This window comes from Streptomyces reniochalinae, assembly GCF_003323735.1.
Lineage (GTDB): Bacteria > Actinomycetota > Actinomycetes > Streptomycetales > Streptomycetaceae > Streptomyces > Streptomyces reniochalinae.
Map to the genome: position 1 here is coordinate 125,813 of NZ_QOIM01000024.1, position 25,887 is coordinate 151,699.

A 25,887-nucleotide genomic window follows, 5' to 3' on the forward strand; every position below is an offset into this window, starting at 1 on the left:
GTCAGCAGCGGACCCGCGCGTCGGCACTGTCAGCAGCGGACCCGCGCGTCGGCGCTGTCGCAAGGGAGCGCCGAAACAGGAGAGCGCTGTAGCGGGCCGTACACCCTAACGCCCCACACAGCGCGCCCCGCCCGCACCGCCGTACGCACGATGAACGTCCCACCCTCTGCACGGGAGGACGTCCCATGCGCCATACCCGCTCCCTGCGGCCCGGTGCCGCCCTCGTGGCGGCGCTCATAGCGACCGCGGCCGTCGCGAGCGGCTGCGGCAGCGACGCGTCGGACGGCACGGGGAAGCAGACGGCCCGTCCCGACGTCCGCGGCTCCTCCCCGCCGGGCAGCGCCCCGGACTCCCCTTCCGCCTCCTCCACCCGGCCCACCGGCAAACCCACCGGGCCCCCTTCTCCCGCGCTGCCCGACTCCGTCACCCGGCAGAAGCTGTCCTGGTCGCGCTGTCCCGAGCCGAACGCGGCGCAGGGCAGCGACGCCGGCTCGCCCTCCCCGCTGCCGGGAGGGACGCGCTGGGAGTGCGCCGAGCTGAAGGTGCCGCTCGACTACGACGAGCCCAAGGGCAAGACGATCGGCATCGCGATGATCCGGGCCACCGAACGCAAGGGCGGCGGAAGGCGCATCGGCTCGCTGCTGTTCAACTTCGGCGGCCCCGGCGGCTCAGGGGTGGCCACCCTGCCCGCCTTCGCCCGGGACTACGAGAAGCTGCGCGGCCGCTACGACCTGGTGAGCTTCGACCCTCGCGGGGTGGGCCGCAGCGAGGGGGTGAGGTGTTTGAGCGACCGGAAACTGGACGGCTACTTCGCCGCCGACTGGACGCCGGACACCGACAGGGAGCAAAAACGCCTCTTCGCCCGCCAGCAGAACTTCGCCCACGGATGCGAAAAACGGGCCGGGACGCTCCTGCCGCACCTGACGACGGAGAACACCGCACGCGACATGGACGTGATGCGCCAGGTGCTAGGCGATCAGAAGCTGCACTACTTCGGCATCTCCTACGGCACCGAACTGGGCGGCGTCTACGCGCACCTGTACCCGGACAGCGTCGGGCGCGCCGTCTTCGACGCCGTCGTCGACCCGCGCTCCACTCCGGTCTCCGGCTCGCTCAGCCAGTCCAGCGGCTTCCAGTTGGCACTCGACAACTTCCTCAAGGCGTGCGCGGCGCGTGGCGAGGACTGCCCGGTGGGCGAGGACCCCGACGAGGGGAAGCAGCGGATCACCGACCTGCTGGCCGAGCTCGACGCCGAGCCGATGCCCACCGACAGCGGCCGCAAGCTGACCGAGTCACTGGCCGAGGGCGGCATCGCGCAGGCGCTGTACGCCAAGGACACCTGGCAGCTGCTCGCACGGGGGCTGGAGGACGCGCTGGTGGACGGCGACGGGAGCACCCTGCTGCTGCTGGCGGACGCACTCAACGGACGCAACCAGGACGGTACCTACAGCACGCTCCAGTCCTCCCTGACAGCCATCAGCTGTGCCGACAACCGGCAGCGCTACGGCGTGCGGGAGATCAAGTCCGAGCTTCCCGGCTTCACCGAGGCGTCACCCGTCTTCGGGCCGATGTCGGCCTGGGGGCTCTCCTCCTGCCACGACTGGCCGGTCCACGGACAGTGGACGTCTCCGCCGGTGCGGGCCGCCGGCGCCGATCCCATCCTGCTCGTCGGCACGACAGGGGACCCCGCGACGCCCTACGGGGGCACGCGCGCCATGAAGGAGGAGCTGGGCGAGGGCGTCGGGACAGAGGTCACCTACCGGGGCGAGGGACACGGCGCCTACGACAGCGACAACACGTGCGTACGGCGTGCGGTCGACGGCTATCTGCTGCGCGGGAAGGTCCCCGAGGACGGCACGAACTGCCGGTGAACGCCGCCGGCACGACGAAGGGCGGTGCTCCCCTCGTCCGGGGAGCACCGCCCTGTCGCGGTCGCGGAGGCCGGCTCAGTAGACCGGCTTCTCGGGCTCGATCTGGTTGACCCACCCGATCACACCGCCGCCGACGTGCACGGCGTCGGCGAATCCGGCGTTTTTGAGGACGGCCAGCACCTCGGCGGAGCGGACACCCGTCTTGCAGTGCAAGACGATCTTCTTGTCCTGCGAGAGGTCCTGGAGCGCGTTGCCCATCAAAAACTCGTTCTTGGGGATCAGCCGGGCACCGGGGATCGAGACGATCTCGTACTCGTTCTGCTCGCGCACGTCGATGACGTCGATCTGCTCGCCGTCGTCCATCCACTCCTTGAGCTGCTTGGGAGTGATGGTGGAGCCGGCGGCGGCCTCCTGCGCCTCATCGGAGACGACACCGCAGAACGCCTCGTAGTCGATCAGCTCGGTGACCGTCGCGTTGGGGCCGCAGATCGCGCAGTCCGGGTCCTTGCGGACCTTGACCTGGCGGTAGGTCATCTCCAGCGCGTCGTAGATCATCAGGCGGCCGACCAGCGGCTCACCGATGCCGGCCAGCAGCTTGATGGCCTCGTTGACCTGGATCGAGCCGACGGAGGCGCACAGCACGCCCAGCACGCCGCCCTCCGCGCAGCTCGGCACCATGCCGGGCGGCGGGGGCTCCGGGTACAGGCAGCGGTAGCAGGGGCCGTGCTCGCTCCAAAAGACGCTCGCCTGGCCGTCGAAGCGGTAGATGGAACCCCACACGTACGGCTTGTTCAGCAGCACGCAGGCGTCGTTGACCAGGTAGCGGGTGGCGAAGTTGTCCGTGCCGTCCACGATCAGGTCGTAGGGGGCGAAGATGTCCATCACGTTCGAGGAGTCGAGCCGCTCCTCGTGCAGATTGACCTGGGTGTAGGGGTTGATCCCCAGCACCGTGTCCTTCGCCGACTCCGCCTTCGAGCGGCCGATGTCCGCCTGGCTGTGGATGACCTGGCGCTGGAGGTTCGACTCGTCGACCTCGTCGAACTCGATGATGCCGAGCGTCCCGACACCGGCTGCGGCGAGATACATCAGGGTGGGGGAGCCGAGACCCCCCGCGCCCACACACAGCACCTTCGCGTTCTTGAGCCGTTTCTGACCCTCCATCCCGACATCCGGGATGATCAGGTGACGTGAGTACCTGCGGACCTCGTCGACGGTGAGCTCATCAGCTGGCTCGACCAGGGGTGGCAGTGACACGGAGACTCCGATGGTCGGTGGGACGTGCGGGAAGTCACCCGCCCGAAGGCGGGCCGTTCCTCTCGTAACACTGCCACGCGCTATCTCATTCCGAGACACCAGGTCCAAGACACGAGACGATCTCGTCCCAGTACCCGGGCAGCGTCTCCCAGGGGTCCCGGCCCGCGCCGCGGGTGCGGTCCGTGAAGCAGACGGTGCCCGCGCCCTGCCAGCGGGCGATGCGCAGCGCCTCCTCCAGGTGCAGCCGCGGCAGCGAGTGCACCAGGTGGCAGAAGCGCTCGGCAGGGTGCGCCGCCGTCCACTCCTCGGCCTGCGACCAGCGGTAGTCCGCCCAGTTCCCGGCATAGGTGACCAGCTGATCGACGCACTCGAGGTAGGCCGGGTGCGAGGGGCCGCCGGGCGCCAGGACGAGGTGTCCGCCGCCCTGCTCACCGCCCAGCAGGGCGCGCAGGGTGGCCGCCAGGCGCTGGACGTGCCCCAGCCGGTCAGCGCCGCCGGGCGCGTGCACCAGGTGGAAGCCGTCCACCCGGTACCAGTCGAGGAACCTGTGGGCCTCGGAGACCAGCTCGCCGAATGTCCGCGTACCGTCCCGCATGTCGAGACGGCCGAGGAGTGCGACACCGGCGGAACGCAGCGCGGCCGCCGCGGGGGCGCAGTACGGGTCGGGGCGCGCGCCGGGACCGTCGGCGATGTCCAGCACCACCCAGTGCAGCGGCCCCGCTTCCCGTTCGGGCCCGGGGAAGGCGCCGACCCCGGGCCGGGAGAGCTCCGCCCACTCCGCGGGCGCCAGCAGGGGATGCGCACAGCCGGGAACCCCCAGGCCGAGCCGGCGCACCCCGCTGCCGTCGCCGGCCCGGCGGGCCCGCCCCGGCGGTGTCGTCAGATACGGCACGCGGCCTCCATCCAGATGTCGGCCAGCGACTCCTCCATCCCGATGCGCGGCCGCCAGCCGAGCCGGTCCCTGGCCGTACGGACGTCCGCCTGCTGCCAGGCGCCGCACCCGTCCGGGTACGGGTAGGAGGCGGGCGGGCCGGACGGAGCCACGGGTGCCGACTGCGCGGAGGGCGCCGCGTGCGGGACGTGCTGCGAGGCCGCCGGGGGCTGTCCGGGGTGGTGCCCGTGTGCGCCCTGCTGCGCGTGCGCCGCCTGGAGGGCGTGGCCGGCGTGGACCTGTGCGGGGATCACCGGCATCTGCCCGCCGGGCCCCGCGGGGCCTCCGTTTCCGCCGGGGCCCGCAGGTCCGCCGGGGGCGCCAGGGCCGCCGGGCCCGGTGCCGTGTGCGCCTGCCACGGCCCCCGGATGTCCGTCGCCGGGTGCCGGACCGCCGCCCTGCTCGTGCACGGACCCGGCGTATCCGGCGACACGGGCCAGCAGGGAGGCGGCGTCCCGCAGGCGCACCGCCCGGCCGGTGCCGATGTTGACGATGCCCTGGGCCGCCGACAGCGAGGCGGCGTGCACGGCGCGCGCGACGTCGCGCACGTCGACGAAGTCGCGCTGCACCCCCAGCCCCCCCAGCTTCAGTTCGCCGTCCCCCTGCTGCATCGCGCGCCGCATCGCTTCGGCGATGCGCCCGAGGGGCGATCCCGCGGGGGTGCCGGGCCCGACGGGTGAGAAGACCCGCAGCACGACGGCGTCCAGCCCGGAGGCGAGCACCAGTTCGGTGCCGGCCAGTTTGCTGACCCCGTAGGGACCGCCGGGGCGCGGTACCGCGTCCTCCCCCGTGGACGAACCCGGCTGGGAGGGCCCGTACTCGGCGGCGCATCCCACGTGCACGAGACGGGCGCCGCAGCCGCTGCGGCGCAGTGCCTCGCAGACGGCGGCGGTGGCCACCACGTTGTGCCGGATCAGCTCGCGCCCGTTGCCCCTGGTGGTACCGGCGCAGTTGATGACGACGCCCGGGTGGACCGCGTCCAGGAAACGGGTGAGCGCCCCCGGACTGCCGGTGGACAGGTCGAACCGCACGTCCGCGTCGTCGCCCCTGCCGAGCGCGGTGAGCTGCACGGCGGGGTCGGCGAGCAGCCGGTCGGCGACGAACCGGCCCAGGTATCCGCCGGCGCCCAGCAGCAGCACCCTCATCGTGTGACCTCCTCGTGCGGGAGGCCGTCCTGAAGCGGTCGCACGGCTGTGTGGGCCGGCCGCCCTGCGGTGCCGCGGTGTGCCGACTGCGCGTGGGTCATGGGGTGGGGCTCCTTGTCGATGTCAGACAGCGGGCTCGTAAGCCCGTGCCGGTACGGGGACGGAAGGGTGGCGCGCCGCTCACGCGGGCGCCGCCTCCCGGTGGTGTGCGGAGGCGCGGGGCAGCGTGATTGACGCGTACGCCAGCAGGACGAGGGCGGCGCAGCCGCAGGCCGCCAGCGGGACGGACGCCGTGCCCTGGTGTGCCACCAGCGCCTCCACGGGCCTGCTCAGCGCCTGTAGCCAGGGCAGCCGTGCGACCGGAACGGACAGCAGGACGGCGGCCTCCAGCGCGCAGGCGGTCAGGAGCCCGGCACGGGCGGCCTGCCGGAAGCCGTGCGCGCCCAGCAGCAGCGCCGCGAACAGCAACAGCAGCACAGCGGCGGTGGCGGCGAAGGCGGGCCCGGCCGGGACGTCGACCCTCTCCCCTCCCGCGTAGGCACCGTCGGCAAGGGTGTGCGCCCCCCACAGGAGCGCCGGGCAGCTCACCGCGAAGGCGAGCAGGGCCAGCGCCAGCGCAGGCCGCACGCGGGCGGAGAACTCCTCCAGGCTGCGGCACCCGGCGAGCTTGCGCCGCGCGGCGTGTGCGAACCAGCGCGCGCACCACACCGCGGGGGCGAGGGCCAGCGTGAGGCCCAGGGGGACACCGGGCGGGGGCGGTGCCGGGGCGCTGCCGGGAAACTCGGGCCCGCCGCCGAGGAGTTGCCGCAGCAGCCAGTCACCGTAGAGCGCGTATCCGGCCAGCCAGCACACGCACAGGAACGGCAGTACGGGGAACGGCCGCGGTCTCATCCCGGCCGCGCGGGGTGTGGCCGGGAGGGCGCGTACGGACGCGACGCCACTGCCGAGTACCGCGCCCGCGCCCACGGCGCAGACGACGGCGCGCAGAGCGGGCGGCGCGCTCTCCAGCAGGACGAGCCAGGCCAGGGTGCCCGCGCACAGGAGGCCGGGCAGCAGGGGCAGCCCGAGCGCGGCGGCCCCGGAGAGCAGCCGCGCGGGCACCGGACCGCGAGCGGGCAGGGTGGGATCCGCCCCGCCGCCCGGGTGCCCGGAGCCGGTCTCGGTACGGGCACCGAGACCGGAAGCGGAGGGCGCGACAGGCGTACGGTCCTGCGCGTCGTCCTCCCGCCGGGGCGCGCGGGCGTACAGCTCCTCGGCCAGGGAGAAGACGTCGCGGTGCCGGCACGAGGCGACCGTGCGGTCCGTGACGCCGCCGGCCTCCAGCCCGGCGGCGATCTCCAGGGGATCGACCGCCCGTTCGCACAGCGTGCTGTGCCGGCGCAGCAGCACACGGACGGGGTCGGCGGAGGAACCGGAACCTTGGTCGGCGGGAGCGGGGTGGGTGTTCACGGGGTCGTCGCCTCCTCCGGTTCGGCGCCGACGGCGGCGCGCTCCGGTGCCGCACGCCACGGTGGCGCGTTCCGTGCGGGAAGCCCGTCCGCAGGGCGGTTCCGTGCGGAAAGCCCGTCCGCGGGGCGGTCCTGTCCGGCCCAGCTCGGGGTGTGCGTGGCGCCGCCCGCCGGGACTCGTGTGGTGGTGCGGCGGCCCGCGCGGCCGGTCGTGCCCGCCGAGCGCCCTCCTTCGGGGCCCGCGGGGGCGGTGCCGGCGCCGCGCCGGGTCGCGCCTGCCCAGCGGCCTGGCAGATGGGACTCGGCGGGACGCGCGAACGGATGCGCCGGGGTGGCGACGTCGTCCTCGTCCGGCGCCTGGGCCCGGTCGGCCGCGCGCGCACCGGCCGGGTGCCGGGCCAGCACCTCCAGGTAGAGGGCGCGGAAGGTCTCCACGTTCTGGCGGACGGTGAACAGTTCGAGCGCCCGCGCACGCGCGGCGGCGCCCAGGCGTGTGGCGCGCGTCCGATCGCCCAGCAGCGCCGCGCACGCCTCGGCGAGCGCGCGCGGGTCGCGCGGCGGGACGACCAAGCCGGTGCCGCCGATGACCTCGCGGACCGCGCCGACCTCCGTGGAGACGGTCGCCCGCCCGCAGAACATGGCCTCCACCAGCGAGACGGGGAAGCCCTCCACCGCGCTGGAGAGCACCACCACGTCCCCGGCGGCGTAGGCGTCGGCGAGGGTGGGCACCGTGCGGCTGCCCACGGCGTCGAAGGCGACGGGGCAGGCGCCGCCGGCGTCCGCGGGGAACAGCCGAGCGGCCAGCGCCCGGCACAGCGGCAGGTAGGCGTCGTCCCCGTCGCCGCCGGCCGCCGCGGGCCTGGAACGGCCGTCGGAACCGCCCGTCTCGACGATCCGCAGCCGCGCCGCCGGCAGCGTCTCCCGCACCCGGGCGAAGGCGTGCAGCAGGGTGCTCACGTCCTTGGCGGGGCCGATCCGCCCCGCCCACACCAGCGTCGGCGCGCCGTCCGCGCGGCACCCGTCGCGCGGCGGCAGGTCGGCGGAGCGCTCCCCCACCGCGTCGAACGGCGCCGGGTCCATGCCCGGGTAGACGGTGCGCAGCCGGGCGCGGTCCGCGCCGCACCGCTCCTGCCACGTCCGGTCGTGCGCGTTGCCCGGCGTGATGACGTGGGCCCGCGCGTACGCCTCCTGGGTCAGCAGCCGCTGGAAGGAGCCGAGCAGGGCGCGGACCGGGGCGCCCGCCACGCCGCGTGCGACGGCTCCCGTGGCACCCGCGGCGCTCGCCAGGTAGTGCGCGCGCAGCCGCACGCCGTACTCCGTGATGAGCAGGGGGACACCGGCGGCACGGTGGGCCAGCAGCCCGGGCAGTGCGGCGGGCCCTGCGCCGACCGCGTGACACAGGTCGGACGCCGACAGACCCGCTTCCCCGCCGCGCAGTCCGTACCAGTCCAGCGAGAGCGGACGCAGTGCGCGCTCCAGCCGCTCCGCCACCGCGAGGAGGTCCTCGACCCGGGCGGCGTGCGCGGCGCGCAGCGCACCCGGCGCGCGGCAGGCGCCCTGCAGGATGCGCACCGCCTGCTCGGAGCGGAGGGCGGCGCTCAGTCCGTCGCGTTCGGCCGCCAGTTCGGCCAGCCCGTACAGACCTGCGGCGAAACGGTCCGCCTGCGAGGTGACGACCGCCCCGACGGCGGCACCTGCACCCCGGAGCGCGTCGGCCCGCACGCCGTACTGCGCGGTGCACACGGCCTCGGCGAGCAGGGAGAAGCACTCGCGGAAGCGACGCCTCTCGCGCCGTCCGTGGAGACCGTGCCCGAGCCCGCGCACGGTCTCACCGGCCGGCTCCCCCGGGCCCCACAGCGGCGCCGTGCGCACCCGGGTCACGTTGGCAGGCAGCTCACACCAGCCGGCCCGCTCCTGCCGTGCGCTGCGGCTGAGGGCGTGAACGGCGAACTCGTGGCCGTCCAGGCCGCGCAGCAGGCGGTCGCACCACAGCGCGGACTCACCCCGCAGATAGGGGTAACCACCTTCCGTAAGCAGTGCGATGCGCACGTGCGCACCCCCAACCCTCGTCGCGGCGTGCCACCGGCCGCGAACGGCTCGGTGGCGGGACGCGGATGACGCTATGCGCGCCCCCGTCGCACGGTGGACGGTTGTCCGTCACACCACCGGAAGGGGTGAAGACCCGTGACTTTCCCGCGCGTCACGCGTTTTCCCGCATCACGGGAACAGCCCGCTCTACGGGAACAGCCCGCTCTACGGGAACAGCCCGCTCTACGGGAACCACCGCGCACCGCACGAGCCGTACGGGCGATGACGATTGCGGGGGTCAGCCGCGCGGGTGGGGCCAGGCGTTGGGGCGGCAGGTCTTGCCCTGCGTGGTCAGGTACTTGGTCTGCTGCATCATCACCGGGGCGGGCTCACCGTCGCCGGGGCAGCCGACGTGGTCGTGGCCGAGCCGGTGGCCGACCTCGTGGTTGATCAGCATCTGGCGGTAGGCGTGCATCTGTCCGGGGCCGAACGTCTTGGCCCCGCGCGCCCACCGGTAGCCGTTGATCATGACTCGATCGGTGGCCGCCGAGTCGCAGGACACCTTCTGTTCGCTGGTGTCCAGGCCCGACTTGGCGCACCACAGGTCGGTGGTCTTCGGCGTGGCGAGGGTGATGACGAACGTCGCCTTCCCCGACGAGACCCGCTCGAAGCTGCGCTTGCCGCCGTGCGCCCAGCTGCGCTCGTCGTTGAGCGTCTTGTGGACCGCCTCGGCGAACAGCTCGCCGTCCAGCGGCAGTTCCTTCTCCACGTCCACGCGGTAGCGGATCACCCCGCCCTTGCCGCCGCCCTTCTGGTGGCCGGGGACCGCGGAGAACTCGTTCGTTCCCTCCAGGTCGTCGGCCAGCGGATAGACGTGCGCCATCTTCGCGTCGTACGAGGCGGCCTCGTCGCCCGGGGTGGGCCGCGTCCCGCGGTCGGCGCGGTCGTCTTTCGCGGTGGTTCCGCCCGGCGCCCGCTCGCCCGTGTTGGCTCCGTCGTCGGACTGGCCCGAGCTGTGTTCGCCGCCCGCCACCTGCCCGGCGATGACGATCGCCAGCACGGTCGTGATGGCCGCGGCGGCGATGCCCGTGTACGTGCGCGCTCTGCCGCCGGTGCGCTGCCGCCGTGGACGCGGCTGCGCGGACACCGCCGCGCGGTCGCCGCGCGGCTCGTCGTCCGCGGGGGGCGCGGCGGCGGTGGCCTCCGGCGCCTGCGGTCCGGACGCGGCGGGCCCGGCGGCGCGGTGGGGCGCCCGCGGCACGCCTGAGGGGCCCGCAGGGCGCTGACGCGCGTCGGCAGGGCGCCGGCGCGCGTCGGCGTCGCCCAGGGCAGCGGCGGTGCCGGGGCCGCCGGCTGCCCTGTGGGTGAAGACCGCGTCGTCGAAGGCGTCCAGGTAGTCCTGGCGCGGCCCGTGCGGGCCGCCGCGGTGCTGCTCGGACGCCTGGGAGCGCCACGGGTTCTGCGCCTGGCCGCGCCCCTGGGGCCGCCCTTGGCCCTGGCCGTACGCGGAGCCGTAGCCGTGCGCCCCGCCACCGGGGCCGTGGCGGTGCTCCTCGCCGAACTGCGGGTGTCCGCCGCGGGTGGGCTCGTCGACGTGCGCGGGGACGCCGTGCGCGGGGGTGCCCCGCGGTCCTGGGCCGGCTGAGGGGGCGCCCTCGGCGGGGTACGGCGCGGCGAGTTCCCCCTCCCGCCCGGCGGCACCGGGCCGGCCGGGGACGCCGGCGTCGCGGGACCGGGCGGCGGCCCGCCCGCCGTCCGCCTGGTGCTCCGGTATACCGGGGCGCTGCCGGCCGCGCGCGGTACCGGCCTTGCCCTTACGGCTGTGGCGTCCCACTGGTCACCTTTCGAGGTTGCCGGTTCCTTGTGCGGCGGTCCCGGCTGCGGGGGTGTTCGACCGCCGTGCGGCCGTGGCCGCGTCGTCGATCAGCTCGCGGACGGCACTCGCGACGATCTCGGGGTACTCCATCATGGCGACGTGCCCCGCGTCCGGCAGAGCCAGCAGCCGGGAGTCGCGGAACGCGGCCGAGGCGCGCCGGGCCATCCGGAAGGCGACCAGCTGGTCGCGCCCTCCGTAGATCAGCAGCGTGGGCGCCAGTACCCGCTCGGCCTGCCGCCAGAGCGCGTGCTGGCCTCCCAGGGTATAGGCGTCCATGATGCCCCGTGTCGAGCGGACCATGGCGTCCCAGAAGTAGGGCAGCCGCATCCTTCGGTCGTACTCCTCAGCGGCGGCCGCGAAGTCCTCCGGGCTGACCCGCGCCGGGTCGCCGTAGCACAGTCCCAGGATCCCGCCGGTGCGGCGTTCGGCCGGCCAGTCGCGGGTGAGCCTGCCGAACAGCGCGGCGATGCCGGGCACCGCCATCAGCGCGGTCGGCCAGGCGGTGCGCTGCGGCGGGATCTCCGGCAGCGCGGGGGATATCAGTGTCAGAGTGCGCACCAGGTCGGGGCGTACGGCGGCCACCCGGGTCGTCACGGCGCCGCCGAGGGAGTTGCCCAGCAGGTGCACGGGGCCCGCTGCGCGGGTGTCCAGGTAGCGGATGACCGCGCGGGCGTGGCCCGAGACCGAGTAGTCGCCGTCGTCGGGCGGCGGGGAGTCGCCGAAGCCGGGCAGGTCGAGTGCCTCGCCCGCCACGTCGGGGGCGAGCTCGCCCATCAGGGCCGTCCAGTTGAGGGAGGAGCCCCCCAGCCCGTGCACGTACAGCGCGCCCGTACGGGTCCGGGCCCCGGACCGTGCGCCCCGCGAGGGGAAGGGGGTGTCCGACCCGGCGGGAGCGCCGTCGGGGGCCTCGTCGCGCAGGGCGCGCACGGCCAGCGTCAGGCCCGGCAGCGAGACCGTCCTGAGCGTCTCCCGGGCGCCGACGCGGGAGCCCGGCGGCGTGCTGGACGGCGCGGCGGCGCGGGCCGCGGCAGCGGAGGTCTCCGGCTGCTCGGTGGAGGACATGGGGCAATGTTACGAGACGATCACACACACCCTCACGTGTCCACCGTCACAGAAGAAACACACCGGTGCACGGGGGATGGCAGAGGCACACGGCGTCCGCTCCCGCCCGCACGCAACCGTTCCGCAGGAAACGTGCATGCGGGCGTGCGCCCCTGGTGACCCGCTCCTAGTCTCGGAAGTAGACCCGCTCAGGCGGGCAGCACCCTGGAGAGGGGAGCAGGCATGCCGCTCGACCCGACCGACCCGGAAACCTTTGACGACACGTACACCGACGGCGCCCAGGAGGAAGAGCCGGAGGGGACGGAGAACCCCGAGGCCACGGAGGCGGACGCGGCCGAACAGCACACCGATGTGCTGCGGCAGCGCGACGAGCCGCTCGCCCCGTCCGGCTCGCACGAGGCCGACCCCGCCGACGCGGCGGAGCAGGCACGCGTGGTGGAGCTGAATGAGGACGAGTACCGATAAAGCACCCGCCGTGCCCGGGTGACGGCGGAAAATTCGGGGGCCCGTGGAGCCCCCACTCCCGTTACTGAAAAGTACGATGGCGGCACAGCGCAGCTCGCGCTCAGAAACACACAGGGAGGCGGCGTGACAGCCATCGAGCAGACCGAAGCGCGCCCGCGTGGCACGCGTCTGCCCCGCCGGGCCCGACGCAACCAACTGCTGGGCGCAGCTCAGGAGGTCTTCGTCGCGCAGGGTTACCACGCGGCGGCGATGGACGACATCGCCGAACGTGCCGGCGTCAGCAAACCGGTGCTCTACCAGCACTTCCCGGGAAAGCTGGACCTGTACCTGGCGCTTCTCGACCAGCACTGCGAGGCGCTGCTCCAGGCGGTACGCAGGGCGCTGGAGTCCACGACGGACAACAAGCAGCGCGTGGCGGCCACCATGGACGCGTACTTCGGTTTCGTGGAGGACGAGGGCGGCGCTTTCCGCCTGGTGTTCGAGTCGGACCTGACGAACGAGCCCGCGGTGCGCGAGCGCGTGGACAAGGTGAGCCTGGACTGCGCGCAGGCCGTCAGCGAGGTCATCGCCGAGGACACCAAGCTCTCCCAGGAACAGTCCATGCTGCTGGCCGTCGGCCTGTGCGGCATGGCGCAGATCACCGCGCGCTACTGGCTGGGGTCGGGGCAGCGGATCCCGCGGGACGCGGCGGCCAAGTTGATCTCCTCGCTGTCCTGGCGCGGTATCGCCGGGTTCCCGATGCAGTAGTCCGGCGTCCTCCCCGGTCCGAGGGGGCGCGGTTGTTCGCTGCCGGCGTGCGACCGCGCCCCCTCGGCGTCCCTCGCCGAGAGCTAGGGTTACTCCAGTACGGCGCGGCTGGCCGCGCATCGCATCCCGGGCATCGGCACGGGGACACCAGACCGTCGGAGGGACATAGCCGTGGAGGTCAAGATCGGCGTGCAGTACGCGCCTCGCGAGATCGTCATGGAGAGCAAGCAGACTCCTGACGAGCTCGAGAGCACGGTGGCGGCGGCATTGGAGAAGGGCTCCGGGCTGCTCAGCCTCGAGGACGAGCACGGCCGGAAGATCCTGATCCCGGCGGACCGTGTCGCCTACATCGAGATCGGCCAGCCGTCGGGCCGCAAGGTGGGCTTCGGCGCCATCTGAGACGGGCCTCGGCGCCGTCGGGGAGACGGCAGGGTCACGCGCACGGCGGCGGCCGCGGATTTTGCTTCCGCGGCCGCCGTTTCAGCGTCCGTACCCAGGGGGAGACCGGGAACGACCGCGACCAGCGGTCAGCTCACCGCCACCCCGTGGAGGTCCTCATGATCTGGGAGGCTCTCGGCTCCGCAAGCCTTGGACTCGCCCTCGCCCTCGTCGCGAGCAGGCGGTTCCCCGAGCGGCTTCCCGACCGGCGGCTCGTGCTGGCCACGGGCCCGGTCGCCGCCCTCGTCGGCGGTCTCATCAGCCACACCGTCTTCGGCGCTGGACACCTCCTGTTGGCCCTGTGCGTGGCCCTGGGGGTCAGCGCGGCGCTGCTCTCGCTGCTGCTGCGGGACGCGCCCGGGCGCCGGCAGTGGCGCAGGGACACCCTGCGCACCACCCCGCCGCGCTCCGTGGATCCCCGGTTCCGGGAGCCCGGGTTCGCCAAGGCCCCCTTCGCCGAGTCCGGGCTCGTGGAGTCCTCAGTCAGGCGGCGGGCCTGAGCCCCGGCCCGTGGAGTCCGTCATCAGGCGGCGAGCCCCAGCGCGGCCATCCGCTTGGTATGGGCCTCGGTGATCCGGGAGAACATCTTGCCGACCTCGGCGAGGTCGAAGCCGTCGGCCAGCCCGCCGACCAGCATCGTGGAGAGCGCGTCCCGCTCGGCGACGACCCGCTGCGCCTGGGACAGCGCCTCCCCCATCAGCCGCCGCGCCCACAGCGCGAGGCGCCCGCCCACGCGGGGTTCGGCCTCGATGGCGGCCCGCACCTTCTCCACGGCGAAGCTGGAGTGCCCGGTGTCGGCCAGCACGCTGAGCACCAGCGCACGGGTGTCGGTGTCCAGCCTGGTCGCCACCTCGCGGTAGAAATCGGAGGCGATCGAGTCCCCGACGTACGCCTTGATCAGGCCCTCCAGCCAGTCGGAGGGCGCGGTCAGCCGGTGGAACTCCTCCAGGGGCGCGGCGAACGGCTCCATCGCCGCCGTGGGGTCCTCGTCGATCCGGGCCAGCCGCTCGCGCAGTTTCTCGAAGTGGCCGAACTCGGCCGACGCCATCGAGGCCAGCTCGGCCTTGTCGGCGAGCGAGGGTGCCAGCTTCGCGTCCTCGGCGAGCCGCTCGAAGGCCGCCAGCTCCCCGTAGGCCAGGGCCCCCAGCAGGTCGACGACCGCGGCACGGTAGGTCGGGTCCGCCGCGGCCTGCTCCCAGTTCTGGGAGGCGGTCGGGGTGGCGGGGGCGTGCTCGGAACCTTCGTCGGCGGTCTTGTCAGGCGTCTCCATACTGCGCACGATAGCCCGAGGCCCCAGCTCGCGGGGGCCCTGCCCGGTGCCGGGAAGCCCGCGCGGACCTGCGGTGAGCTCGTACACAACGATTGCCCCGGTACACATGCGCGGATTCGGGGTACAGTGATATTGGGTCCGCCGGATGACGTGGACTCGCTGCATGCATGAAATGCGGATGCCCGGTCGGTGGCCCGATCGGCTCCGACCCGACAGCCTTCCGCCGGTTCGTGCTCCCCGCACGGGTCGCGCTGAGAGGGACCGCTCGCGCGAGTGAGGCGCTTGAGCGGGAGCCAGTGGTCCCGCACCCACAGGGCGGGCCGATACGACGGCCGCCCGGATGCGGTAGATCCTCTCCTCGCTCCGCTGGACCGTCCCACATGCTGGGACGTCCGGACGCCGCAGCCCCACCCGCGCGTCACACAGAAGAGGCAAGCACCCTGTCCACCACGTTCAGAGATCTGGGGATCCTTCCCGAGACAGCCGAGGCCCTCGAAGCCGTCGGCATCACCTCACCCTTCCCGATCCAGGAGATGACGCTCCCGGTCGCCCTCGCGGGCACCGACGTCATCGGTCAGGCGAAGACGGGCACCGGCAAGACGCTGGGGTTCGGGCTTCCGCTGCTGGAGTCGGTGACCGTCCCCGCCGACGTCGAGCTGGGCCGCGCCAAGCCGGAGGAGCTGTCCGACGCGCCGCAGGCCCTCGTCGTCGTCCCCACCCGTGAGCTGTGCCAGCAGGTCACCAACGATCTGCTCACCGCGGGCAAGGTCCGCAACGTGCGGGTCGTGCCGATCTACGGCGGCCGCGCCTACGAGCCGCAGGTCGAAGCCCTCAACAAGGGTGTCGACGTCGTCGTCGGCACGCCGGGCCGGCTGCTGGACCTGGCGGGCCAGAAGAAGCTGCGGCTCTCGCAGATCAGGGCGCTCGTCCTGGACGAGGCCGACGAGATGCTCGACCTGGGCTTCCTGCCCGACGTCGAGAAGATCATCGAAATGCTGCCGACCCGGCGCCAGACGATGCTCTTCTCCGCGACGATGCCAGGCCAGGTCATCTCGCTCGCCCGCCGCTACATGAGCCAGCCCACGCACATCAGCGCCACCTCGCCGGACGACGAGGGCCAGACGGTGGCCAACACCACCCAGCACGTCTTCCGCGCGCACTCCATGGACAAGCCGGAGATGGTCGCCCGGATACTGCAGGCCGAGGGCCGCGCCCTCGCGATGGTCTTCTGCCGTACGAAGCGCACGGCGGCCGACGTCGCCGAGCAGCTGACCCGGCGCGGCTTCGCGGCCGGCGCCGTCCACGGCGACCTGGGCCAGGGGGCGCGCGAGCAGGCGCTGCGCGCCTTCCGCAACGGCAAGGTCGACGTCCTGGTGTGCACGGACGTCGCCGCCCGCGGTATCGACGTCGACAACGTCACCCACGTGATCAACTACCAGACGCCCGAGGACGAGAAGACCTACCTGCACCGCATCGGCCGCACCGGCCGCGCGGGCGCCTCGGGTACCGCCGTCACGCTGGTCGACTGGGACGACATCCCGCGCTGGCAGCTGATCAACAAGGCGCTGGAGCTGGACTTCAACGACCCGGAGGAGACCTACTCCACCTCGCCGCACCTGTACGAGGCCCTGTCCATCCCCAAGGAGGCCAAGGGCGTCCTACCGCGTGCCGATCGCACGCGTGCCGGGCTCGCGGCCGAGGAGATCGAGGACCTCGGCGAGACGGGCGGCGGCGGCCGCGCGCGTGCCAAGTCCGCGGGTTCCGGCGGCTCCGGCCCCTCGGCCGAGCGCGCCCGCCCCGCGCGCAAGCCGCGCGAGCGCCGGCGCACCCGCGGGGCGCTGCGCACGGACTCTCCGGCGGAACAGGCCGCCGCCACGGCCGAGGGCAGCTCGGTCGCCACGGAGGCGGGCGAGGACACCGCGGCGCCGCGCAAGCCGCGCCGGCGCCGCCGTACCCGTTCCGGGGCCCCCGCCGCCGCCTCGGAGGCGCCCGCCACCAAGGAGACCGAGGCCGCCGGCGAGGGTGAGACGCGCAAGCCCCGCCGCCGTCGCACCCGCTCGCGCGCAGCCGCCACCCGCTCCGCCGAGCAGCCCGCGTCGGAGAGCTGATCCACGTCCCTGGCCGGGACACAGCGGCTCGGTGCCCCTGAGGGGTGCCGAGCCGTTCGCGTGTGCGCCGCGCCGCCCCTGCCGCCCCTCCCGTCCCCTTCCGGGGCCGTCCCGGCCGTACGTACACGGAAGAAGGCCGGCGGCCTGCACTCGGGGGCGCGCCGGTCACGTGAGGCACCTGGGCCGCTTTGTCCGCTGCCCGGCCCGCCGGCCTCCCGGTTCCCCGGTCCCCAGGTCCGCCATGGGGCGGGGAAACGGGAGGAGGGGGCGCGGGTAGCGTCTGGGCATGAGCAAGCCCCCTTTTCTCACGCTGCCCGCCGGTGTGCGCAGGTACCGTCTGGCCACCGCACGCGGAGAGTTCGCGGTGCACGACACGAGCGGCCACGGCGCGGACGAGGGCGGGGCCGGGGCGGTCGCGGTACTGCTGCCCGGGTTCACCGGCAGCAAGGAGGACTTCATCGGCCTGCTGGAGCCGCTGGCACGGGCCGGGTTCCGGGTGGTGGCGGTCGACGGGCGCGGACAGTTCGAGACGGGCGGCCGGGCCGACGAGGGCGCCTACGCACAGCACGAACTCGCCCGCGACGTGCACGCCGTGGTGGCGGCCGTGGCCGGCCGTGCCCCCGGTGGCGTGCACCTGCTGGGCCACTCGCTGGGCGGTCTGATCGCCCGCGCCGCCGTGCTGGAGGACGCCGCTCCCTTCGCGTCGTTGACGCTGATGAGCAGCGGCCCCGGCGCCGTCTCCCTTTCCCAGCAGGAGCGCGTACGGATGCTGCTGGGCGCGCTGGAGACGATGAGCATGGCGGCCATCTGGGAGGTCATGCGGGAGCTGGACCAGTCGGTCGGCTCGGCCGGTGAGGCCCCGTACTCGCGGCGGGAGGCGGCTCAGACCTCCGAGGCGACGGAGGAGTTCCTGCGGCGCCGCTGGCTGAGCAACGTGCCCGAACAGTTGGCGGCGACGGGCAGGCAACTGCTGGCCGAGCCGGACCGGGTGGCCGAACTCGCGGCGCTGACACTGCCGGTCCACGTGGTCTCCGGCGCCGAGGACGACGCCTGGCCGGTGGAGTGGCTGGACGGTATGGCCGGACGGCTGGGCGCCCGGCGCACCGTCGTTCCGGGCACCGGGCACTCCCCCAACGCCGAGCGGCCCCGGGAGACGGCGCGCGCCGTGGTGGACTTCTGGCTCAGCCTTTGCCCTGGATGAACTGGGTGATGCCGCCGGCGATCTGCTGCACGGCGATGGCCGACAGCAGCATGCCCGACAGTCGGGTGACGAGGACGACGCCGCCGTCCTTGATGACGCGGATGATCAACAGCGAGTAGCGCATCACGAGCCACAGCACCAGGTGCATCGCCACGATCGCGGCCCATACCGACAGCTGTCCGCCCCAGCCGTGCGCGTGCTGGACGGCGAGGATGACGGACACGATGGCGCCGGGCCCGGCCAGCAGCGGCATGCCCAGGGGGACGAGCGCGACGTTGACGTCCTTGGTCTGGGTCGGCTCGTCGGACTTGCCCGTCAGCAGGTCGAGCGCGACGAGCAGAAGCAGCAGCCCTCCCGCGACCATCAGGGCGGGGATGGAGACGTGCACGTAGTCGAGGATCTGTTTGCCGCAGATCCCGAACAGGGTGATCACCCCGAACGCGACGACGGCGGCCTGCCAGGCCATCCTGCGCTGCACCTTCACGGGCCGTCCGGAGGTGAGGCCGAGGAAGATGGGCGTGATACCGGGCGGATCCATGATCACGAACAGAGTGAGGAAGACGGAGCCGAAGAGCGCGAAGTCGAACACGAGGTGCCTGTGCCTTGGAGGGGAGGGGATGGAGAGGGACGTGCCGACACGGGGCGTGCCGACGCGTCAGGACGCGGGGCCGCCCGGGCGCGCGGAGAGGCGGACGGCACGCGGCCTCACCGGGAGGCTCGACGGTCACCGGAGTGACCGGACGCGTCCACGCCGCCGCGTGGCTCAAGGGCGGTGCAGCGGTGCCGCGGTGCGGCACCCGGCGTCCGCCCGCCGGGCTCAGCCCGTGACGGGGGCGGCGCCTGAGCCGCGTGCCGCGATCTCGGCGTAGACGTCGGGCGCTGTGGTGAAGTCGCCGAGGGCGATGGGCTTACGGGTGCCGTGGTAGTCGCTGGATCCTGTGGCCAGCAGACCGAGCTCGTCGGCGAGGGCGTGCAGCCGGGTACGGGTTTCGGGCGTGTGGTCGGCGTGGTCCGCCTCGATGCCGTCGAGCCCGGCCCGTGCGAGCTCGGCGATCGCGCTCTCGGGGACGCACTGTCCCCGCTTGGCGGCCAGCGGGTGGGCGAAGACGGCGACGCCGCCCGCGCCCTTGATCAGGCGCAGCGCTTCGAAGGGGTCCAGCTCGTGCTTCCCGACGTAAGCGCGCCCGTCGTTCGCGATCCACTCCTCAGTGAAGGCGTCGGAGACCGTCTCGACGACACCTTCCTCGACCATGGCCGTCGCGATGTGGGGCCGCCCCACCGAGCCGTCGCCCGCGATGCGCCTGACCTGTTCCCAGGTGACGGGCGCGCCCAGCTCACGCAGCGCGGCGACCATGGCCCGGGCGCGGGGTACGCGGTCGTCGCGGACGAGTTCGCGCTCCCGGGCGAACGCGGGCTCGTCCGGGTCGAAGAGGTAGGCGAGCATGTGGAGGCTGACGCCGTCCAGCCGGCACGAGAGTTCGGCCCCGGTGACCAGGGTGAGTCCGGTGGGCAGGGCGGCGAGGGCTTCCGCGTGGCCGCCGACCGTGTCGTGGTCGGTGAGCGCGACGACGTCGAGCCCCGCGGCCGACGCGTTGCGGACCAGTTCAGCGGGGGTATCGGTGCCGTCGGAGGCGGTGGAGTGGGTGTGCAGGTCGATGCGCACTGCGACGGGCTCCGAGCGGTGGTGGGCGGCGGGTGACGGGCTCATGGCGAGCGTCCTTAAGGATAGCCGCACCGTCCGGCGCCGCTGCGGCCAGGAAAGCGGGCCCGCGAACACCCGGCGGCCGGGGGCCTCCCGGAGGGCCACGGGCCTCGACGGGCCAGGCCCCGGAGGGTCAGGGGATGAGCCGCGGGGAGAGCGCTCCGCAGGGCACCAGGTCGACCTCGGCCCCGGCGTCGCGCAGGTCGGTGAGGACCAGTTCGTCGTAGAGCATCAGTCCGGACTCCTGGGGCCACACGATCGCCCACAGCCACAGGCCGCACGCCTCACCGGCGAAGACCGCACGGTCGGCGGGCGCACCGTCCACGTGCCACAGGTGGGTGGGGTGGCCCGCGGCCAGGACCTTGGCCTGCGGTGGTTTGCCGCCGCAGATCGCGGGGCCGGGGTCGGGGCCCTCGATGCCGGCGTGGCGCGCGCCGAGTCCGACGCCCAACTCCTCGGCGATCAGCAGGAGTTCTCCCGGGCCGCCCAGCGGTGCGGGGCCCGAGCAGGCGACAGCGGTGGCGCGGCCGCCGCTGCGGTCGTCTCCGGCGCAGGCGACGCCGGTGAAAAGCCAGCCCACCGGGAGCGGCCACGGCATCCACACGGGCACCTGGGTGCGGCCGACGACGACGGCGAGGGCGTCGACGCTGGGCGGGAGAACAGGCTGGAGCGGGTGCACGGCGCCGTGCACGCCGCACTGCCAGGTGTCGGCGAAGAGGCCGGGTGCCCTGACCCGGCTACCGCACTTCGGGCAACTGGGTTCGCCCCTCATGAGCTCCAACAGTCCTACCGGCTCGCGTTCCCGTCAAGGACGATCACCCGGGTGGAGCCCTGGCCTGTGCACCACCCTCGGTGAGGCCCGCAGGTGGTGACCCGACAAGCCGGTGATCACATCGACGCCCATCGCACCGGTAAGCCCGCGTCGGATGTCCTGCCCTCCCCGGACCCCGTTCCCGGGGCTCCGGTGCCCCGGCCCCCGGCTCCGTCAGTGTGACCCGCCCCGGCTCCCGGCTCCGTCAGGCGAGCGGCACGGCACCGCGCAGCGGATCGCGGAGGTCGGTCTCGAAGCGGAGCCAGCGCTCGTGGAGCGCGTCCGCGCCGTGGACCCGCTTCCAGGCCGCCTCCGTCGGCGTCATGGGCAGCAGGGGGAAGAAGCGGACGGGCTCGTTAGGCGGCTCCAGAGCCAGGTCCTCGACCAGGCCGCCGGCTTCGGCCACCAGCACGGAGGTGAAGGGCGCCCCCGGCCACAGGGGCTCGCCGGTGTCCAGCGAGGCGCCCGGAGCGACGACGACACCCTCGACCTGCGGTGCCGCCGCGAGTACGGCGAGTGGCCGCAGCGCCTTGTCGGTGTCGGCGGCCCCGGCCCGCACCGTGAGCAGGAGTTCGGCGCGCGGACCGCGCTCGGGGTCGGCGAGCGCCTCGGCCGGATCGGTCATGGGCGCCGCCGACATGCCACGCGTGACGTAGCGCACGATTCCGTCCTCCGCGTCCGGGAACCGCATCACCTCGATGCGTTCCGTTCCCAGGAAGGTGACGGCCGCGCGGGCGTCCGGCTCGCCGAAGACCCTGCGCACGTGGGTGTCGACCAGTGTGAGGACGTCGTTCATCCGGCGAGCATAGATCCCGGGCCCCTCGGCCAAGAGCGCGGCATGGTCGCGTAAGACGGTGGCAAAGGGGCACCCGCAACGGGCGGCGGCGGCACGGGAACCCGCGTACCAGTGCTACCGTTGGCTGCCGGTCAAGGCGTGTACACATCGTCCCCCACAGGGGCCCGGCCGGAGGAGGTGGGACTGACATGGATCCGAGTCGACCGTGCAGTACCAGCCGCTCTTCCGCCCCCGCAGTGGTCGCGCCGCACCGGCCCTGAGGTTCCCGCGCCGCCGCGTGGTGACAACGTCCGCAGGGGCCGGGGTTTCCTTCTTCCCGGCGCAGGCATGGCGGGAGAGCGCCCGCGTTCCGCAGTCACGCACTGTTTCGTTCGTCAGCGAATGTCGTCGCCGCGGCCCGCGTGTGGTGCCCGCTTTGCGGACCTCCGGGTAGGTACCCGTAGGCCCCCGTTCCGGGCAGCACGACGCCCGGCCCGTGTGCACGGCGGCATGGCACGGCACCGTGGAGGGCCTCATGTCGATGATCCGAGAGCTGCGCGCCGCTGTGCGCCCGGCACTGCGCAAGGACAACCGTTCCGGGTACGGCACCGGTGTGCACGAGAGCGGGGGCCCGTCGATGAGCAGCGCGGTGGTGGACTGCGCGGCGTATCTGGACGGGCGCCGCGAGACCGAGACGCGCTCGCCCGCCGACGCGCTGTGCAGAGTCCGCTCCGCCGAGGGGCAGAGCCGCGACGGGTTCGTGTGGATCGGGCTGCACGAGCCCACGGAGGAGGAGTTCTCGGGGATCGCACAGGAGTACGGCCTGCACCCGTTGGCCGTCGAGGACGCCGTGCACGCGCACCAGCGCCCGAAGCTGGAGCGTTACGACGAGAGCCTGTTCACCGTCTTCAAGACGATCCACTACGTCGAGCACGCCGAACTGACCGCCACCAGCGAGGTGGTGGAGACCGGCGAGGTGATGTGCTTCACGGGCCGGGACTACATCATCACCGTGCGCCACGGCGGCCAGGGGTCCCTGCGGGCGCTGCGGCACCACCTGGAGGACGACCCCGAGCTGCTGGGCAAGGGCCCCTCGGCCGTCCTGCACGCGATCGCGGACCAGACCGTGGACGGCTACCTCGCGGTCGCCGACGCGGTGCAGGACGACATCGACGAGGTCGAGATCGAGGTCTTCTCCGACCGCACGGGCGGCGGCAAGCGTGGCGGCGACGCGAGCCGCATCTACCAACTCAAGCGCGAGGTACTGGAGTTCAAGCGCGCCGTCTCGCCGCTGATGCGGCCGATGCAGACGCTGAGCGAACGGCCCGTACGGCTGGTCGATCCGGACATCCAAAAGTACTTCCGCGACGTGGCCGACCACCTGACCCGCGTCAACGAGCAGGTGCTGGGCTTCGACGACCTGCTCAACTCGATCCTCCAGGCGAACCTGGCGCAGGCGACGGTCGCGCAGAACGAGGACATGCGGAAGATCACCGCCTGGGCCGCCATCTTCGCGGTGCCGACGATGATCGCCGGCATCTACGGCATGAACTTCACGTACATGCCGGAGCTGCACTGGAAGTTCGGCTACCCGCTGGTGCTGCTGCTCATCGTGGCGATCTGCTACGGCATGCACCGCGGCTTCAAGCGCAACGGCTGGCTGTAACCTGCGGCCATGACCGCCACACCCGCCGCACCGCGCCCCGCCGAAGGACACCTCGGCCGTGCCCTGATCGAGGAGACGGCCAAGAAGTCAGGACTGGTCTGGGTCAGGGGCCCTGTGGGCCCCGCACGCGGACTGTGGCACGTGTGGCGGGAGGGCGCCGTGTGCCTGGTGGGAGACGGTTCGCTGGAGCAGCCGCTGGCGGACATGGGGCTGTCCGACGGCGCCACCGCGACCGTCACCGTGCGCGGCAAGGACAAGGGCGCCCGCCTGGTCGTCTGGTCCGCGCGGGTGCGCGAACTGGCGCCGATGGGCGAGCAGTGGCAGGCGGCCGTGGACGAGTTGAAGGGCAAGCGGCTCAACGCACCGGACGCGGACACCATGCTGCGCAGGTGGGCCGACGAGAGCCGCGTCCTGCGCCTGGAACCGACGGGCGAGCCGCTGGAGCAGCCCGGATCGATGCCCCATGACGCACAGGCGGCGCCGCCGCCGGCGACCCCGGCCACCACCCGCCGCCCGCAGCCCGCGGGGCTGCCACGGCTGCTGGCCCGCCGCGGCAAGCGCCGGACCGGCTGACTTCCGGCGGCTCCCCCGCCACGCCCGCGTTCACCGTGGAGGCGGGGTTCCGCCTCGGGGCAGGGGCCCGACTCCGGCGTCGGGGAGTCCGGTGCCGTCCTTGCCCGCATGCGTGCGGGTCATCGCGCGGAAGCCGCCGTCCAGGGCGCCCTCGATCCGGCGTCGGCGTACGCGGCGTCGGCGTCCGGGTGGACGGAGCTGATCACCTGTGGTCCGCGTCCGGCGCCGAGCGGACCGCCGCCGGACTCCATGTGGTCGAGGAACGACGCGAGGAAGGCGAGCGCGACCATCGCGAGGAGGAGCAGCAGCTTCCCCCAGAGGCTCAGGTCGCACAACCAGCGCCACGCCTTCCACAGGCCCCTGCCCGTCGCGCTCAGGGCGACCATGTAGGCCGGCTTGCCCTCCCGTTCGGCGGAACCGCCGGCAGGGGCGCCGTCCATGCCGGCCGTTCCCTGTGCGGGGTGCGCCGCGACGGGCGCGTCCGCCGGAACCTGCGCTCCCGGCGTGCCGGGCGTGCCCGGCAGGGACGAGGGACCGGGAGCGCCCGGCGCGGACGAAGGACGGGGGGTTCCCGGCGCGGACGACGGGCCGGACGACGGATCCTGGCTGTCGTCGGGAGCCGGGCCGAAGCCCTGCCCGGGGACCGGCGTGTGAGCCGGGCCGAAACCGGGCACCGCGCGGCCGCCCCCGCCGGTCCCCGAGCCCCGGATGGCGAAGGTCACGTCGTCCACCGCAGAGCCCTCCGCGACCCGGGAGAGCCGCGTCATGGCGGAGCCGGTGTCGGTGCGCTGGTCGGGGTCCTTCTCCAGCAGCCCGAGCAGGAGGGCGCGCAGTTCGGGGCCCGCGTTGGCGGGCGTCTGCGCCGGTTCGAGGAGGGACGCGGAGAACGAGGCCATGGCCGAGCCCCGGTCGAAGGGACCGTGCCCCTCGGACGCGCAGTACAGCGCCGCGCCGAGCGAGAAGAGGTCGGACTCGCGCCGCTCCTGGTCGCGCATCCGCTCGGGTGCCGTGAAACCGGGGGTGCCGATGACGCCGGTCTGCGTCATCCGCGTCTGTGAGGAGTCGGCTTCGAGCGAGATGCCGTAGTCGGTCAGCATGACCCGTGCGTGCCGGTTCCCCGCATGGTCGGAGGCGAGGAGGATGTTCGCCGGTTTGACGTCGCGGTGCAGGATGCCGTGCGCGTGTCCGGCTTCCAGCGCCTTGAGCACGGCCACGCCGATACGGCAGATCTCGGCGTCCGGGAGGCGGGGCTCGTCGCGGATGACCTTGGCGAGGTCCGTGGCGCCCGAGACGTACTCCATGACGATCCACGGCAGACCCTCGTGCTGCACCACGTCGAGGACCGTCGCCACGTGCGGGTGCCCGCGCAGCTTGGTGGCGTGCAGCGCCTCGCGGCGGGCGCGGCGGATGGGCGACAGGTCGCCGGAGCCGTCGCTCCCTTCGCCGCCCGACCCGCTACCGGCGCTGTCGCCGGTCCCGGCGGGCATCTCGATCTGCTTGATGGCGACCTGTGCGCCCAGGCTCTCGTCGTCGGCCAGCCACACACTGCCCATGCCGCCGGCCCCGAGGCGCTCCCGCAGTCGGTAGCGGCCCACGTACTCCCCATGCGTCCCGGCCACCCGTTCCGTTCCCCTCGCTCAGCAATTCGTCTTTTCTCTTCATCTGTTGATCGTTCACCGTAACGGGCGCCACAGTACTCAGTGGTCCTGGTGGGGCCGGGGTCAGCCCGTCCGCTCCGGGGAGATCCGTTTGCCGTAGTCGACGGTCTGGTCCTTCTTCGGTGCGTGGAGCGCGAAACCGTCGTTCCAGTCGGTGAGCCGCACGGTGCCGGCGCCGCCCGGGCGCTGGAGCCGCAGCGGGTAGGGGTCGCCCTTCAAGGAGACGTCGATGGTGCCGCCGCGCCCTTCGCCCGCGGTGACCCGGACGGTTCTGGTCCCGTCCACCTCGCCGCGCTCCCCCGTCTGCCGCTTGCCCTCCATGGCCAGCAGCCCGTCGAGGAGGGTACTCATGTCGGTGAAGACGCTCAGCTGCTTGTAGGCGGGGTCCGTACGGGGCACCTTGACGTACTTGCCCTTGAGCTTCCGCGCGGCCGCCACGTCGCCCTTCCCTGGCTTCTTCTTGCCGCCCTCCTGCTGGGCCCAGAAGCCGGTGCCCGCCTTGAGGTACAGGTCGCGGTCCATGCGCAGCAGTTCGAAGGTGGACCCGCCCTCGGCGGAGACCTCCCCGACGCCGCCGTCCTTCTTCAGGCGCATCTTGAGACGGTAGGTCTGGCCCTTGCTGACGACGCTGCCGTCGACGCGTACGGCCTCGGCGTCCTCGGCGGCCGACCTGGCCTTCTTCTCGATCCTGGTGGCCGAGAGCTTGCCCACCCCGTTGGTACCCGCGTCCGGGTCCTCGCCCGCGCACCCGCTCAGAGCGGTGACCGCTCCGGCGCTGACGAGAGCGAGCAGCGCTGCACTCCGGTGTGCGCGGGCGCGTCCAGTCACGAGGGGGTCCTCCTGTGGTCGGCGGCAGGA

At 73.4% G+C, this 25,887-nt stretch carries 23 protein-coding genes; 9 read left to right on the forward strand and 14 right to left on the reverse strand.

Translation table 11 applies throughout. The features are described from left to right. The first annotated feature begins 185 nt into the window (after positions 1-185). A complete protein-coding gene (locus tag DQ392_RS06005; protein WP_114014422.1) occupies positions 186-1,871 on the forward strand; it encodes an alpha/beta hydrolase in 1,686 nt (561 codons plus the stop codon). 75 nt (positions 1,872-1,946) lie between these two features. On the opposite strand, the gene moeZ is transcribed toward DQ392_RS06005, so the two are convergent. From moeZ to DQ392_RS06040, 7 genes are all read right to left on the reverse strand, one after another. Further along, complete coding sequence (moeZ, locus tag DQ392_RS06010) at positions 1,947-3,125, reverse strand: adenylyltransferase/sulfurtransferase MoeZ (protein WP_114014423.1); 1,179 nt, start codon at positions 3,123-3,125, stop codon at positions 1,947-1,949. 85 nt (positions 3,126-3,210) lie between these two features. Beyond that, on the reverse strand, positions 3,211-4,017 hold the full coding sequence (locus DQ392_RS06015) for a spherulation-specific family 4 protein (protein WP_114014424.1): 807 nt from the start codon (positions 4,015-4,017) through the stop codon (positions 3,211-3,213). Beyond that, on the reverse strand, positions 4,005-5,201 hold the full coding sequence (locus tag DQ392_RS06020; RefSeq protein ID WP_114014425.1) for an SDR family oxidoreductase: 1,197 nt from the start codon (positions 5,199-5,201) through the stop codon (positions 4,005-4,007). Before DQ392_RS06020 ends, DQ392_RS06015 begins: the two co-directional genes overlap by 13 nt. A gap of 180 nt (positions 5,202-5,381) precedes the next feature. Continuing rightward, positions 5,382-6,650 (reverse strand): hypothetical protein, encoded by a 1,269-nt coding sequence (locus DQ392_RS34300; RefSeq protein ID WP_181856293.1) that lies wholly within the window; start codon positions 6,648-6,650, stop codon positions 5,382-5,384. Further along, positions 6,647-8,698 carry a DUF3492 domain-containing protein gene (locus tag DQ392_RS06030; protein WP_114014426.1) on the reverse strand — a complete coding sequence of 684 codons (2,052 nt, stop codon included), beginning with the start codon at positions 8,696-8,698 and terminating at the stop codon, positions 6,647-6,649. The genes DQ392_RS34300 and DQ392_RS06030 overlap by 4 nt, the downstream gene beginning before the upstream one ends. A 277-nt stretch (positions 8,699-8,975) precedes the next feature. Further along, positions 8,976-10,511 carry a DUF3152 domain-containing protein gene (locus DQ392_RS06035; RefSeq protein WP_114014427.1) on the reverse strand — a complete coding sequence of 512 codons (1,536 nt, stop codon included), beginning with the start codon at positions 10,509-10,511 and terminating at the stop codon, positions 8,976-8,978. A gap of 3 nt (positions 10,512-10,514) precedes the next feature. Further along, positions 10,515-11,615 carry an alpha/beta fold hydrolase gene (locus tag DQ392_RS06040; protein WP_114014428.1) on the reverse strand — a complete coding sequence of 367 codons (1,101 nt, stop codon included), beginning with the start codon at positions 11,613-11,615 and terminating at the stop codon, positions 10,515-10,517. 222 nt (positions 11,616-11,837) lie between these two features. Here DQ392_RS06040 and DQ392_RS06045 point away from each other — a divergent pair, with 222 nt between their 5' ends. From DQ392_RS06045 to DQ392_RS06060, 4 genes are all read left to right on the forward strand, one after another. Next, positions 11,838-12,080: a hypothetical protein gene (locus tag DQ392_RS06045; protein ID WP_114014429.1), complete on the forward strand. Its 243-nt coding sequence runs from the start codon at positions 11,838-11,840 to the stop codon at positions 12,078-12,080. 123 nt (positions 12,081-12,203) lie between these two features. Further along, positions 12,204-12,827, forward strand: a complete 624-nt coding sequence (locus DQ392_RS06050) for a TetR/AcrR family transcriptional regulator (protein WP_114014430.1) — start codon at positions 12,204-12,206, stop codon at positions 12,825-12,827. A 171-nt stretch (positions 12,828-12,998) separates the two neighbouring features. After that, the gene (locus DQ392_RS06055) at positions 12,999-13,226 is read left to right on the forward strand and encodes a DUF3107 domain-containing protein (RefSeq protein WP_114014431.1); all 228 of its coding nucleotides are present in this window, start codon (positions 12,999-13,001) and stop codon (positions 13,224-13,226) included. A 158-nt stretch (positions 13,227-13,384) separates the two neighbouring features. Then, on the forward strand, positions 13,385-13,765 hold the full coding sequence (locus tag DQ392_RS06060) for a hypothetical protein (RefSeq protein WP_245981211.1): 381 nt from the start codon (positions 13,385-13,387) through the stop codon (positions 13,763-13,765). A 23-nt stretch (positions 13,766-13,788) separates the two neighbouring features. Here the strand turns inward: DQ392_RS06060 and DQ392_RS06065 are convergent, their stop codons facing one another. After that, entirely contained in the window at positions 13,789-14,535 is a 747-nt protein-coding gene (locus DQ392_RS06065) for a ferritin-like fold-containing protein (RefSeq protein ID WP_114014432.1), read from the reverse strand. Positions 14,536-14,915: 380 nt separating this feature from the next. Here DQ392_RS06065 and DQ392_RS06070 point away from each other — a divergent pair, with 380 nt between their 5' ends. Together DQ392_RS06070 and DQ392_RS06075 are read left to right on the forward strand one after the other, a co-directional pair. Continuing rightward, positions 14,916-16,643, forward strand: a complete 1,728-nt coding sequence (locus DQ392_RS06070; protein WP_114014433.1) for a DEAD/DEAH box helicase — start codon at positions 14,916-14,918, stop codon at positions 16,641-16,643. Positions 16,644-16,929: 286 nt separating this feature from the next. Further along, complete coding sequence (locus DQ392_RS06075) at positions 16,930-17,844, forward strand: alpha/beta fold hydrolase (RefSeq protein WP_114014434.1); 915 nt, start codon at positions 16,930-16,932, stop codon at positions 17,842-17,844. On the opposite strand, the gene DQ392_RS06080 is transcribed toward DQ392_RS06075, so the two are convergent. The 4 genes from DQ392_RS06080 to DQ392_RS06095 all read right to left on the reverse strand — a co-directional run bounded on the left by DQ392_RS06080 (position 17,825) and on the right by DQ392_RS06095 (position 21,153). Continuing rightward, positions 17,825-18,433, reverse strand: coding sequence for a MarC family protein (locus tag DQ392_RS06080; protein ID WP_114014435.1), 609 nt, complete (start codon positions 18,431-18,433; stop codon positions 17,825-17,827). The two genes, DQ392_RS06075 and DQ392_RS06080, sit on opposite strands and share 20 nt — an antisense overlap. Before the next feature lie 228 nt (positions 18,434-18,661). Beyond that, on the reverse strand, positions 18,662-19,507 hold the full coding sequence (locus DQ392_RS06085) for a PHP domain-containing protein (RefSeq protein ID WP_114014550.1): 846 nt from the start codon (positions 19,505-19,507) through the stop codon (positions 18,662-18,664). A gap of 172 nt (positions 19,508-19,679) precedes the next feature. Next, complete coding sequence (locus tag DQ392_RS06090; RefSeq protein ID WP_114014436.1) at positions 19,680-20,318, reverse strand: DUF6758 family protein; 639 nt, start codon at positions 20,316-20,318, stop codon at positions 19,680-19,682. A 244-nt stretch (positions 20,319-20,562) separates the two neighbouring features. Then, entirely contained in the window at positions 20,563-21,153 is a 591-nt protein-coding gene (locus tag DQ392_RS06095; RefSeq protein ID WP_114014437.1) for a suppressor of fused domain protein, read from the reverse strand. Between the two features lie 514 nt (positions 21,154-21,667). Here DQ392_RS06095 and DQ392_RS06100 point away from each other — a divergent pair. Then, positions 21,668-22,798, forward strand: a complete 1,131-nt coding sequence (locus DQ392_RS06100) for a magnesium and cobalt transport protein CorA (RefSeq protein WP_114014438.1) — start codon at positions 21,668-21,670, stop codon at positions 22,796-22,798. Positions 22,799-22,807: 9 nt separating this feature from the next. Further along, positions 22,808-23,371 (forward strand): hypothetical protein, encoded by a 564-nt coding sequence (locus DQ392_RS06105; RefSeq protein WP_114014439.1) that lies wholly within the window; start codon positions 22,808-22,810, stop codon positions 23,369-23,371. 119 nt (positions 23,372-23,490) lie between these two features. On the opposite strand, the gene DQ392_RS35070 is transcribed toward DQ392_RS06105, so the two are convergent. After that, a complete protein-coding gene (locus DQ392_RS35070; protein ID WP_245981212.1) occupies positions 23,491-24,990 on the reverse strand; it encodes a serine/threonine-protein kinase in 1,500 nt (499 codons plus the stop codon). Between the two features lie 102 nt (positions 24,991-25,092). Continuing rightward, positions 25,093-25,857 carry a hypothetical protein gene (locus DQ392_RS06115; protein ID WP_181856294.1) on the reverse strand — a complete coding sequence of 255 codons (765 nt, stop codon included), beginning with the start codon at positions 25,855-25,857 and terminating at the stop codon, positions 25,093-25,095. Positions 25,858-25,887: the final 30 nt, after the last annotated feature.